At 67.9% G+C, this 11398-nt stretch carries 11 protein-coding genes and 1 tRNA gene; 6 read left to right on the top strand and 6 right to left on the bottom strand.

Annotated features, from left to right (window positions below):
- Positions 1–990: an NAD-dependent epimerase/dehydratase family protein gene (locus tag ACFVTD_RS16600; protein WP_387564992.1), complete on the bottom strand. Its 990-nt coding sequence runs from the start codon at positions 988–990 to the stop codon at positions 1–3.
- Positions 991–1056: 66 nt separating this feature from the next.
- On the opposite strand from ACFVTD_RS16600, the gene ACFVTD_RS16595 reads away from it, so the two are divergent.
- Entirely contained in the window at positions 1057–1740 is a 684-nt protein-coding gene (locus ACFVTD_RS16595) for a mechanosensitive ion channel family protein (RefSeq protein ID WP_387564990.1), read from the top strand.
- A 1-nt stretch (position 1741) separates the two neighbouring features.
- Positions 1742–2200 carry a globin gene (locus ACFVTD_RS16590; RefSeq protein ID WP_387564988.1) on the top strand — a complete coding sequence of 153 codons (459 nt, stop codon included), beginning with the start codon at positions 1742–1744 and terminating at the stop codon, positions 2198–2200.
- 74 nt (positions 2201–2274) lie between these two features.
- Here ACFVTD_RS16590 and ACFVTD_RS16585 read toward each other — a convergent pair whose 3' ends face one another.
- Positions 2275–2934: a hypothetical protein gene (locus ACFVTD_RS16585; protein WP_387564986.1), complete on the bottom strand. Its 660-nt coding sequence runs from the start codon at positions 2932–2934 to the stop codon at positions 2275–2277.
- Between the two features lie 64 nt (positions 2935–2998).
- Here ACFVTD_RS16585 and ACFVTD_RS16580 point away from each other — a divergent pair, with 64 nt between their 5' ends.
- Complete coding sequence (locus ACFVTD_RS16580; protein ID WP_387564984.1) at positions 2999–3919, top strand: acyl-CoA thioesterase; 921 nt, start codon at positions 2999–3001, stop codon at positions 3917–3919.
- A gap of 126 nt (positions 3920–4045) precedes the next feature.
- Here the strand turns inward: ACFVTD_RS16580 and ettA are convergent, their stop codons facing one another.
- The 3 genes from ettA to ACFVTD_RS16565 all read right to left on the bottom strand — a co-directional run bounded on the left by ettA (position 4046) and on the right by ACFVTD_RS16565 (position 7078).
- A complete protein-coding gene (gene ettA, locus ACFVTD_RS16575; protein WP_159631783.1) occupies positions 4046–5728 on the bottom strand; it encodes an energy-dependent translational throttle protein EttA in 1683 nt (560 codons plus the stop codon).
- A 61-nt stretch (positions 5729–5789) separates the two neighbouring features.
- Entirely contained in the window at positions 5790–6356 is a 567-nt protein-coding gene (locus ACFVTD_RS16570; RefSeq protein WP_387564982.1) for a DUF6993 domain-containing protein, read from the bottom strand.
- Between the two features lie 170 nt (positions 6357–6526).
- Complete coding sequence (locus ACFVTD_RS16565; protein ID WP_387564980.1) at positions 6527–7078, bottom strand: single-stranded DNA-binding protein; 552 nt, start codon at positions 7076–7078, stop codon at positions 6527–6529.
- A 206-nt stretch (positions 7079–7284) separates the two neighbouring features.
- Between ACFVTD_RS16565 and ACFVTD_RS16560 the strand changes: the two genes are divergently transcribed.
- A tRNA-Arg gene (locus ACFVTD_RS16560) sits at positions 7285–7357 on the top strand.
- A 51-nt stretch (positions 7358–7408) separates the two neighbouring features.
- Here the strand turns inward: ACFVTD_RS16560 and ACFVTD_RS16555 are convergent.
- A complete protein-coding gene (locus ACFVTD_RS16555; protein WP_387564978.1) occupies positions 7409–8635 on the bottom strand; it encodes an ROK family protein in 1227 nt (408 codons plus the stop codon).
- A 147-nt stretch (positions 8636–8782) separates the two neighbouring features.
- Here ACFVTD_RS16555 and xylA point away from each other — a divergent pair, with 147 nt between their 5' ends.
- Both xylA and xylB read left to right on the top strand, forming a co-directional pair.
- Entirely contained in the window at positions 8783–9970 is a 1188-nt protein-coding gene (xylA, locus tag ACFVTD_RS16550; RefSeq protein WP_387564976.1) for a xylose isomerase, read from the top strand.
- A 3-nt stretch (positions 9971–9973) separates the two neighbouring features.
- Positions 9974–11392 (top strand): xylulokinase, encoded by a 1419-nt coding sequence (gene xylB / locus ACFVTD_RS16545; protein WP_387564974.1) that lies wholly within the window; start codon positions 9974–9976, stop codon positions 11390–11392.
- Positions 11393–11398 lie beyond the last annotated feature (6 nt).

Below are 11398 nucleotides of genomic sequence, written 5' to 3'. Positions count from 1 at the left end.
TCACCCGCCTTGGAGCAGCTTGACCAGCCGTTGCTCCGTGGCGGGTGACAGGCCGGCGTTACGGGGCCGGTCCAGTCCCCTGGCACGTTCATCCGCCAGGGTGTCAGCCAAGGTTTCCTGCCAAGGCCGCAGCACCATCCCCGCCGACTTGGCTGCCTGGTTGCTGCGCGCCATGAAGCCCTCATGGCGGGGCGGCAGCCAGAGCGGAAGGGAATCGGGCCCGGACCAATAGCTGACGCCCTGCTCCACCAGCCAGTCTTCCGTGGCGGTGACAGTGGTGGCGTTGGCCGCGGACCCCTCGCAGCAGGCATCGATGAGGTCGGCAAAGGGCACCGGATCGCCAGCTGCATTCAGCGGGCCGGTAGTTCCCTGTCCGGCCGCGCGCAGAATCCAGGCCGCCAGGTCCCGGACGTCGATGGCCTGTGTGGGCTGCACGCCGATGTCCGGGAGGAGCACCGGTGCCGGGTTCCGGTCGAAACGGCCGGGCCAGTAGCCGTACCGGTCGGTAGGGTCCCCGGGGCCGCTGACCAGGCCGGCGCGGCACAGGTGTGCCGCGCCGTTCGTCGCCTCCAGGGTGGCCTCCTCGATGGCTGCCTTGGACTCGCCATAATTGTCCGGAGTGGACGGCGTTCCCCGCGCCAGGGCCGGCAGCAGCGGCGCATCCTCCGCCGCACCGGGCGTGGAGTGGTCGGCGTAGGCAGAGCAGCTGGAAACGAAGGTCCAGTGGCGGGCGTTCGCAGCGAGGGCGCCAAGGGCGTCCCGTGCAAGGGCAGGATCCCGGGCAATCTCGATCACGGCGTCCCAGGTGCCGGCGAGGCCGGAGTACGCTGCCGGGCCCGCCGACCGGTCCGCCCTGGCCCACTCGGCGCCCCGCGGCGGCTCACCGGATACTCCCCGGGCCAGGCAGGTGACGTTATGCCCCGCGGCCACCGCCTGCCTGGCAATTTCCTGTGAGAGGAAGGCAGTTCCGCCAAGGATGAGGATGCGCATTGGTCCACGCTACGGCGCTAGGGTTGAAAGAGAACAGAGCAATATCCCAAGGAGCTATTTCCACCCATGGTCAGCATGTTGTCCATCCTTCCCCCAGCACCCACCCAGCCGAGCGGCGTGAGCCTGCCTGGCATCGTGATCAGCCTCGGCGTCGGCGTTGCCGTCTGGCTCGTGGCCACATTCATCATTTCCCGCATAACCAAGCGGGTGGCGTCGGGAAGCAACTTCTTCAAGAAGCCCACGTTCAGATGGGCGGCCCCGGCTTTCCGGGCCCTCGACCACGAACGCCGCGTCCAGCGTGCCGAAACCATCGGTTCGCTGCTCAACAGCGTGGTGGGCGTGCTGGTGGTCATCATCACCGGCATGTACGTGCTGCAGAACCTGGACATCAACATTGCCCCGCTGCTGACCAGCGTGGGCATCCTGGGTGTAGCCATCGGCTTCGGCGCACAGCAGCTGATCCGCGACTTCCTGGCCGGGATCTTCATTACCATTGAGGACCAGTACGGAATCGGCGACGTGATCGAAACCAGCGAAGTGGTGGGCGTCGTCGAGTCCATGGGGCTGCGGATCACCCGTGTCCGCTCGGACGACGGCGCGATCTGGTACCTGCGCAACGGCGAGATCCTGCGCGTGGGCAACAGGTCGCAGGGACGCTACGTTCCGCTGCATGAGTCCGACGACGGTACCACCGACCAGGGCTCGGCGCACGTTGAGACCAAGAAGACTGACCAGAAAGCCGGGGACTAGCATGTCGCTTCCCATTGAGCCGGGCCCGGGGCAGCGGCCCCAGTTGATGCAGAACGACCCGTTCAGCAAGCCCGACTACACCGACAGCTTCTACGATGCCGTGGGCGGCCACGACACCTTCGTGAAGCTCATTGACGTCTTCTACGACGGGGTAGCCACCGATCCCCTGCTGCGGCCCATGTATCCGGAAGAGGACCTGGCGCCGGCGAAACGCCGGTTCCTGATGTTCCTGGAACAGTACTGGGGCGGTCCCACCACGTACGGCGAGGAGCGCGGCCACCCGCGCCTGCGCATGCGGCACATGCCCTTCAAGGTCACTCCGGAGGCGAAGGATCGGTGGCTGTTCCACATGCGCACCGCCGTGGATGCCCTGGAGTTGCCGCCGCTTTACGAGGGAACGCTGTGGGACTACATGGAGCGGGCGGCGCTGACCATGGTGAACAGCCCTTCCGGTTCCTGAGCCTGCGTCCGGCAGGCCTGTCCAGCGGGCCCTGTCGAACAGGCTCTTGACCGGCAGGCGCCCTGCGGTCCGGCCTAGAGCAGTCCGCTGCCGGTCCGCGCCAGGACGTGGCCGCGGGGTCCGCTCAGCCGGAACCAGCGGCCCGCCCGGTACAGCTTCTGGTCCCCGTCCCCCAGGAACCCCAGCGCGAAGGCGGCGAAAGCCGCACCGGCGGGCAGGCCGGCGTCGTCCAGTTCCCGTCCCCAGACCGCGGCCCGGGCGTTGTTGACGATCAGCGCCCCGGGTTTGTCCGGCACGATCCCCGCCACTTCGGCGATCCCCGCCTCGGCTGCCGCGCGCAGCCGGGCGTCGGTGACGGACCCCAACAGCTCCCAACCGCCCCGCGGGGCGCCAACCCCCGTCCAGGACTCGGTCACCGTGGTGGGCGGAACCGGCAACTCGACGTCGGCCTCCCCCGCACGCGCCAGCCGGTCAAGGACAGAAGACAACGCCACGGTGACGTCTGTTCCGGAGGGTTCCGCCAGTGCCATAGTGCGCAGGCCCAGGATGGTGGGGGTCGCCTCGCCCAGGAGCCGGGGACGCAGGACGCACACATAGGCGGCCAGGACGGAGCCGGCGGCCTGCAGGCGGATGGCGCCGTCGTCAATGGCTTTGGCCCGGGTGGCGAAGGTCTTCAGGTCGGCCAGATCTCGTGGATCAGCGAAACGGAAGGACGAAGTCAGTAGTTCAGACACACCTAGAACACTACCGGCTGCGCTCCGGTTGAGTGGTTTGCGGGGCGCCGTCTAGAGTCGGACCATGACTGAAGCCGAAGCCGGACTGCTGGCGCCGCCCAGCGGCGACCCCACCTCCTCGCTGATCGAACTGCTGGACCTTGGTGAGCTTGAGGGCGCCCGGACGGATGAGGATATCTTCCTTGGCCCGTCACAGCAGCAGCCGCACCACAGGGTGTTCGGCGGCCAGGTGCTCGCGCAGTCGCTGGTGGCCTCGATGCGGACGGTGGATGCGGACCGGTTTGTCCACTCCATGCACGGCTACTTCCTGCGGCCCGGCGACGCCAACAAGCCGATCACGTTTGGGGTGCAGCGGCTGCGTGACGGCCGGTCGTTTTCGGCCCGGCGCGTACACGCCTACCAGGACGGCGTGCCCATCCTGTCCATGATCGCCTCCTTCCAGGGCGACGACGAAGGAATCGAACACTCCTCGGTGATGCCGGAGGGCATCCCGGACCCCGAATCACTGCCCAGCACGGCGGACCTGCTGGGCCGGTTCGACCATCCGGTGGCACGCCACTGGGCGTACGAGCGGCCCTTCGACATCCGGCACGTCAACCCGGCCCTGTATGTTTCAGCGGAGGGTCCGCGCGAGGCCAGCAACGCCGTCTGGATGAAGACGTTCGGGCCGATGCCGGATGACGGCAACCTGCACCGGGCCGCCCTGGCGTATGCCAGCGACTACACGCTGCTCGAATCCATCCTCCGGCGGCACGGACTGAGCTGGATCACGCCGGGCATGAACGTTGCCAGCCTGGACCACGCCATGTGGTGGCACCGGCCGGCGCGGGTTGATGAGTGGCTGCTCTACGTCCAGGAATCCCCCAGCGCCCACGGGGCACGCGGCCTGGCAACGGGCAGGATCTTCAACCGCGCGGGCCAGCACGTCGCCACGGTGGCGCAGGAGGGAATGGTGCGCATTCCCACCGATCCCTCGGGCACCTGACCTCCCGGGCGCCGCAAAGTACCGGGCACCCGCACGAACCAGGCACGCAGAAGGCCGGCACCCTGGAATTTTCCCGGGTGCCGGCCTTCGTTTGTGTTGCGCCGGATTTGGGCCGGTTCCGCGCTGTTAGTCGCGGGTCAGGCGCCGGTGGGTGACGCGGTGCGGCTTGGCAGCATCGGGGCCCAGACGCTCCACCTTGTTCTCCTCGTAGGACTCGAAGTTTCCTTCGAACCAGTACCACTTGGAGGGGTTCTCGTCGTCACCTTCGTAGGCCAGGATGTGGGTGGCCACCCGGTCCAGGAACCACCGGTCGTGCGAGACCACCACGGCGCAGCCGGGAAACTCGAGCAGCGCGTTTTCCAGGCTGCTGAGGGTTTCGACGTCGAGGTCGTTGGTGGGTTCGTCGAGGAGCAGGAGGTTTCCGCCCTGTTTGAGGGTCAGGGCCAGGTTCAGGCGGTTGCGCTCACCGCCGGAGAGCACACCTGCCTTCTTCTGCTGGTCCGGGCCCTTGAAGCCGAAGGCTGCCACGTAGGCGCGGGACGGCATCTCCACATTGCCCACCTGGATGAAGTCGAGCCCGTCGGAAACGACCTCCCAGAGGGTCTTGTTGGGGTCGATGCCGCCGCGGCTCTGGTCCGCGTAGGAGATCTTGACCGAGTCGCCGATCTTCAGCTCGCCGCCGTCGAGCGGTTCCAGGCCGACGATGGTCTTGAAGAGGGTGGACTTGCCCACACCGTTGGGACCGATGACGCCGACGATGCCGTTGCGCGGCAGGCTGAAGGACAGCCCGTCGATCAGTACACGGTCGTCGAAGCCCTTCTGGAGGTTCTTCGCCTCCAGGACCAGCCCGCCAAGGCGCGGTCCCGGCGGGATCTGGATTTCCTCGAAGTCAAGCTTGCGGGTGCGGTCCGCCTCCGCGGCCATTTCCTCGTACCGGGCCAGGCGGGCCTTCGACTTGGTCTGCCGGCCCTTGGCGTTGGAGCGGACCCACTCGAGTTCCTCGGCGAGGCGCTTGGCCTGCTTGGCATCCTTCTTGCCCTGGATCTCGAGGCGGGCGCGCTTCTTCTCCAGGTAGGTGGAGTAGTTGCCTTCGTACGGGTACAGGTGGCCGCGGTCCACTTCGGCGATCCATTCCGCCACGTGGTCCAGGAAGTACCGGTCGTGGGTGACGGCGAGGACGGCGCCCGGGTAGCTGGACAGGTGCTGTTCGAGCCACAGGACACTTTCGGCGTCCAGGTGGTTGGTGGGCTCGTCGAGGAGCAGCAGGTCCGGCTTCTGCAGGAGGAGCTTGCAGAGGGCCACGCGGCGGCGCTCACCACCGGAAAGGTTGGTGACGTCGGCGTCGGCCGGCGGGCAGCGGAGGGCGTCCATGGCCTGCTCCAGCTGGGAATCGAGGTCCCAGGCGTCGGCGGCGTCGATGGCTTCCTGCAGCTTGCCCATTTCCTCAAGGAGGGTGTCGTAGTCAGCGTCCGGGCTGGCCATTTCCTCCGAGATTTCGTTGAAGCGCTGGATCTTGCCGTAGATCTCGCCCACGCCTTCCTGGACGTTGCCCAGGACGGTCTTTTCCTCGTTGAGGGGCGGTTCCTGGAGCAGGATTCCCACGCTGTAGCCGGGGCTGAGCCGGGCCTCACCGTTGGAGGGCGTGTCCAGCCCGGCCATGATCTTGAGGATGGTGGACTTACCGGCACCGTTCGGGCCCACAACACCAATCTTGGCGCCCGGGAAGAAGGACATGCTTACGTCATCAAGAATGAGTTTCTCGCCAACGGCCTTACGGGCCTTGGTCATTGTGTAGATAAATTCCGCCATGGTCTCAAATCTAGTGGGTTGACGGGCAGATCTCACATTTGCGGCCTCAATGCCGGCGGGATCAGGAGCCCACGAAGCACTTGCCGCTGGCCAGGACCGGAAGCACCGTAACGGTCACGGCACCTTCGCGCACCTGGCCGATGACGCAATCCTTGCCCTGCAGGACCGCAGCCTCGATGGCATCGGCCTCCAATCCCGTCGGCGTCCGGCTCTGCGATACCTGGAGCACTGCCGGATCGATGCCTGCTCCGGTCAACGCGTCGCTGACCTGGGCCGTCGCCGGCTTCGGCGTCCCCGTTGCGAGTTTCGCCAGGGTATCGTCGACCGTCCGCTTGACGTTTTCGGTGGCCGCGGCGGCTGCGGCGGACGACGCACCGCCGGATGTGTTGGCCAATGACTCCCCGGCGGGGGCACTGCCCGCTTGGGCTGGCCCCGACGGCCCGGTGGGCGTTCCCCCGGTCGCGGGCGCTGCCGCCGTGGGCGTCAAAGATCCCCCACCGCTACCGCCGACCAAGGGGCTGTCCGTGGCGGGACCTGCGGTACACCCTGACAAGAGTGCGGCCAGGGCGGCGCACGTCAGCGCTGCACCGGCCCGGTATATCTGCCGGCGGTAAGGGGTGGGACGCATGGTGACATTGTTCCACGACCATGACGGCGCGGCTGCCGCGACCGGCCGCCGGCGTCCAACGGCACCGGAAAGGCGGCATGTGTTTGGCGGGCGGACGGACGGCGGCCGGGGGTGCTGCCAATCCGTCCGCCCGGAACTGGACGGGGAACGTCGATAGCTGATGCGTGGTCCTAGACTTCGGCGAGTTCTCCGGTTTCCAGGTCAAGGGAAGCGAGTCCGCCGTCGTTGTCCTCGATGACGACCGCCGCAAGGCCGTGCTCTTCGGGAAGCCCGTCCTCGCGGTCCTCCGGCTCCTCAAGGTCCGGGTCCACCGCAGGCCCATCCTCCGGTGACTGGGGCCGCTCCACGAGAGAAAGCGCAGGCCTGGAAGCGGTCCGGATGAAGTTTGCCGACCCGAAGGAAAGGTCATGCCCCACAGCCTCGGCATCGATGACGGTGGAGTGGTAGACCCGGCCCTCCTTTTCCCAGGTGCGGATCTTCAGCCTGCCCACGACGATGACGGGCTGGCCCTTCCGGATACTGCAGCCGAGGGTCCCGGCCAGGTTGCGGTAACCCTGCACGGTGAACCAGTTGGTGTGCCCGTCGCCCCAGGTTTTGGATTCCCGGTCAAAGCGGCGCGCGGTGGACCCAAGCCGGAAGGAGGCTGTTGCCACTCCCCCCGGGGTGGTGGAACTCGTGATCTCGGTGGCAACGAAGCCCCGGATGGTAATCGTTTCGCTCATGTCTACGTCCTGTCTGGATGGTGGCGCCTGTAGCAGGCATGACCAGCATCGCCCCGGCCGCCGGGACGCAGCAGGCACGGGTTCCCGTATGTGGATAACGGGCCGAACCCGCCACGTGGGGAGGAACAGTGGAAGCCGAATGACGCCGCCGGCATCCCGGGCAATGTAAACTTTTTGAGGCGCCGGCCTGCAGGCCGGGAGCTGATGCCTCAGTAGCTCAGGGGATAGAGCAGCGGCCTTCTAATCCGCCGGTCGGGGGTTCGATTCCCTCCTGGGGCACCTTGGTGGCTGATGCCCCGGTCTTCGGACCGGGGCATTGCGCGCCTGCTGCTATGAGTGCAGCCGGTGCGGGGCCTCCACGAGGGACCTGATCACACTGCCGGCGGCCCCCAGCAGGGCACCATACTCCCCCACTGCGGACATCGTGATGGCCTCCGGCGCATATTTGCCCGGAGCGTAGGTCTGGACACTCTTCAGCAACGGTTCGCGCAGCCAGGCTTCCAGGACTGCGAAGTGGCCACCGAGGACCACCGAATCGATATCGACCACCCGCGCCGTTGACGCGAGCGCGATGCCCAGGCAGCGGCCAGCACGTTCGACGGCGGCTACCGCCCCGGGCTGCCCGGCCTCCAGCGCCTGCAGGAGTGCGGCCATGGCGGCGGAGCGGGTGCGCCCGTCCGCGGCCAGGCCGGCAGCGGAGAGAATGGCATCCTGGCCGGCTGCCGTCTCCAGGCAACCGGTGCCTCCGCACGAACATCGGCCGCCGTCCGGGTCCACCACGATGTGTCCCACTTCGCCGGCGTGGCCCCCGGGTCCGGTAAACAGCTCAGAACCAATGACGATCCCGCCGCCCACGCCTACTTCCCCGGAGACGAAGAGGAAGTTTGATGCCCCGTCCGGGCGGTGCCGCAGTTCAGCCAGGGCAGCGGCGTCGGCCTCGTTGAACAGGGCTACTCCCAGTGCGGCCTCGGGCAACAGGGCGTCGAGGTCGAGGTCCACATCGATCCAGCCCAGGTTGGGAGCGGCCAGCACCCGTGCGGCGGCCGGGTCGACCAGTCCAGGCACCGCCAGCCCTCCGCCCAGGACCTCGACGCCCCGCTCTCCGGCGGCGCTCCGCACCCTTGCGGCGAGGGCCGCAAGCGCGGCGAGGACCGGCCGGTCCGGGCTGTTCCGGTTGTCACGTTCCTGCACTGCGCGGAGCAGTACCGTTCCGGCAAGATCCACCACGGCCGCGGAAATGTAGTCGACGTTGACCTCCATTCCCATGACCGCACGGGCGGGGCTGAGTTCCAGCCCTACCCCCGGCCGGCCCCGGCCCTGCGGGTTCAGGCCGATTTCGCGGATGATTCCGGCGTCGAGGAGGTCCAGCACCAGGCTGGACACAGATGCCTTGGTCAACCCGGTGGCACCGGCCACCTGCGCGCGGCTGGGGTTGGTGCCGGGCGGGAACTCGGCAATCGCGCCCAGGACCAGCGCCAGGTTGCTGCGGCGCACATCCCCCACGCTTCCGGGGGCCGCCCCTCCGGATGCGGGCACTGCGGGCACCGGCATCACCATCGCACAACTCCTCGGTCGGGTTTCCGCCAAAATTTTTCCGGCAGCCTGCCTGCCGGACTCTTGACCCCACCCTAAAGCCATCAATATAGTTCAGGCAATGAACTAAAGCCCCGCAATCCCGCGGGCCCCCGATCGCAAGGACGCATCATGACTCTTACCCCCACCCCCGCTGACAAGTTCACATTCGGCCTCTGGACCGTTGGCTGGACCGGCGCCGACCCGTTCGGCGTGGCCACCCGGTCCGCCCTGGATCCGGTGGAGGCCGTGCACAAGCTCAGCGAGCTGGGCGCCTATGGCCTGACGTTCCACGACAATGACCTGGTCCCCTTCGATGCCTCCGCTTCGGAGCGGGAGCTGATCCTGAAGAATTTCCGCGCAGCCCTGGCGGACACCGGCCTCAAGGTCCCCATGGTCACCACCAACCTGTTCAGCCATCCGGTGTTCAAGGACGGCGGCTTTACCTCCAACGACCGTTCCATCCGCCGCTTCGCGCTGTCCAAGGTGCTGCGGAACATTGACCTTGCTGCGGAACTCGGCGCCGAAACGTTCGTCATGTGGGGCGGCCGCGAAGGCAGCGAGTATGACGGTTCCAAGGACCTTGCTGCCGCCCTGGACCGGATGAAAGAAGGCGTGGACACCGCTGCCGGCTACATCAAGGAGAAGGGCTACAACCTGCGCATAGCACTGGAGCCCAAGCCGAACGAGCCGCGCGGCGACATCTTCCTGCCCACGGTTGGCCACGGCCTGGCCTTCATCGCCCAGCTCGAGCACGGCGACATCGTGGGCCTGAACCCCGAAACCGGGCACGAGCAGATGGCTGGGCTGAACTTCACCCACGGCATTGCGCAGGCCCTCTGGGCCGGCAAGCTCTTCCACATCGACCTCAACGGCCAGCGCGGCATCAAGTACGACCAGGACCTCGTCTTCGGCCACGGCGACCTCACCAGTGCCTTCTTCACCGTGGACCTGCTGGAGAACGGCTTCCCGGGCGGCGGCCCCACGTACGACGGCCCGCGCCACTTCGACTACAAGCCCTCCCGCACCGACGGCTACGACGGCGTCTGGGAGTCCGCGAAGTCGAACATGGCCATGTACCTGCTGCTCAAGGAACGGGCAGTGGCGTTCCGCGCCGACCCGCAGGTGCAGGAAGCGCTGACGGCATCCGGCGTCTTCGAACTGGGTGAGCCCACCCTCAAGGCCGGCGAAACGACCGCCGACCTGCTGGACGACGCGGCTGCCTTCGAGGACTTCGACGCCGACAAGGCCGCCGAGCGTTCCTTCGCCTTCGTCCGCCTCAACCAGCTCGCCATCGAACACCTCCTGGGCGCCCGCTAGGCCATGGTGCTTGTCGCAGGCATCGACAGCTCCACCCAGTCGTGCAAGGTGGTCATCCGTGATGCCCGTACCGGGGAACTGGTCCGCGAGGCCCGGGCGGGGCACCCGGAGGGCACGGAAGTGCACCCCGACCACTGGTGGACAGCCCTCCTCAAGGCCGCCGCGGATGCCGGTGGCCTGGACGACGTGGCCGCCATCTCCGTCGGCGGCCAGCAGCACGGGATGGTCTGCCTTGACGCCGACGGGGCGGTGGTCCGGCCGGCGCTGCTGTGGAACGATACCCGCAGCGCCGGCGCAGCCGCGGAACTCACCGCACAGGCGGGCGGCGGGGACCCTGCCGCCGGTGCGGCGCATTGGGCCCGCAGCACGGGGACCGTCCCCGTCGCTTCCCTGACAGTGACCAAGCTGCGCTGGCTCGCGGAGAACGAGCCGGAGAACGCCGCCAGGGTGGCTGCCGTGTGCCTGCCGCATGACTGGCTCACCTGGCGGCTCGCAGGCCATGGTCCGGGCAGCGGCAAGGAAGGACTGGCGGCGCTGGCCACTGACCGCTCGGATGCGTCCGGAACGGGGTATTACTCGACGGCGGAGGACAGGTACCTTCCCGACGTCCTGTCCGCCGCACTCGGCCACGTTCCAGTCCTTCCGCGGGTCCTGGGCCCGCTGGAGGCGGCGGGAAGGACGCCGGCAGGTGCCCTGCTCGCAGCCGGCGCCGGGGACAATGCGGCAGCCGCACTGGGAGCAGGTGCCCGGCTGGGCGACGTGGTGATGTCGCTGGGCACCTCTGGGACTGTGTTCGCGGTTTCCGATTCGCCGGCGGCAGATGCCTCGGGACTGGTGGCCGGGTTCGCCGACGCCGCCGGGCATTACCTGCCGCTGGTATGCACCTTGAACGCCACCCGCATCTTCGATGCCACCGCGGCAATGCTGGACGTGGATCTGGCCGGGTTCAACCAGCTGGCATTGTCCGCCGGGCCTGGTGCCGGCGGCCTGACCCTGATCCCCTACTTCGACGGGGAACGAACGCCCAACCTGCCGGATGCCACCGGCTCCCTGCACGGCATCACCCGGGCCAACTACACCGCCGCCAACCTGGCGCGCGCCGCCGTCGAGGGTGTGGTCTGTTCACTGGCCGATGGCCTGGCGGCCCTGCTGGAGCAGGGAGTGTCCGCCCGGCGGATCCTCCTGGTGGGCGGGGGCGCCCAGTCAGCGGCTGTCCAGGAGGTCGCCGCGAACCTTTTGGGCGCTCCCGTCAGAGTCCCCAGCCCCGGCGAGTATGTTGCCGACGGCGCCGCGCGGCAGGCCGCCGCGGCCCTCACCGGACAATTCCCCGCGTGGTCGTCGGCCGCCAACGAACTTCCGGAAGGAACGGACGACGCCGGCGTGCTGGCGAGGTACCGAAAGCTTGCCGCCGCGTACGCCTAAGGCAGG

The sequence above is a fragment of the Pseudarthrobacter sp. NPDC058119 genome, from assembly GCF_042884655.1.
In the GTDB taxonomy this organism is placed as follows: Bacteria; Actinomycetota; Actinomycetes; order Actinomycetales; family Micrococcaceae; genus Arthrobacter.
This window is presented reverse-complemented; position numbering and strand designations above follow the sequence as displayed.

Bases quoted from the DNA above. Each gene is read 5' to 3' on its own strand.
- ACFVTD_RS16600 (WP_387564992.1), bottom strand. From the start codon at position 990: ATGCGCATCCTCATCCTTGGCGGAACTGCCTTCCTCTCACAGGAAATT.
- ACFVTD_RS16595 (WP_387564990.1), top strand. From the start codon at position 1,057: ATGGTCAGCATGTTGTCCATCCTTCCCCCAGCACCCACCCAGCCGAGC.
- ACFVTD_RS16590 (WP_387564988.1), top strand. From the start codon at position 1,742: ATGTCGCTTCCCATTGAGCCGGGCCCGGGGCAGCGGCCCCAGTTGATG.
- ACFVTD_RS16580 (WP_387564984.1), top strand. From the start codon at position 2,999: ATGACTGAAGCCGAAGCCGGACTGCTGGCGCCGCCCAGCGGCGACCCC.
- ettA (WP_159631783.1), bottom strand. From the start codon at position 5,728: ATGGCGGAATTTATCTACACAATGACCAAGGCCCGTAAGGCCGTTGGC.
- ACFVTD_RS16570 (WP_387564982.1), bottom strand. From the start codon at position 6,356: ATGCGTCCCACCCCTTACCGCCGGCAGATATACCGGGCCGGTGCAGCG.
- ACFVTD_RS16565 (WP_387564980.1), bottom strand. From the start codon at position 7,078: ATGAGCGAAACGATTACCATCCGGGGCTTCGTTGCCACCGAGATCACG.
- ACFVTD_RS16555 (WP_387564978.1), bottom strand. From the start codon at position 8,635: ATGGTGATGCCGGTGCCCGCAGTGCCCGCATCCGGAGGGGCGGCCCCC.
- xylA (WP_387564976.1), top strand. From the start codon at position 8,783: ATGACTCTTACCCCCACCCCCGCTGACAAGTTCACATTCGGCCTCTGG.
- xylB (WP_387564974.1), top strand. From the start codon at position 9,974: ATGGTGCTTGTCGCAGGCATCGACAGCTCCACCCAGTCGTGCAAGGTG.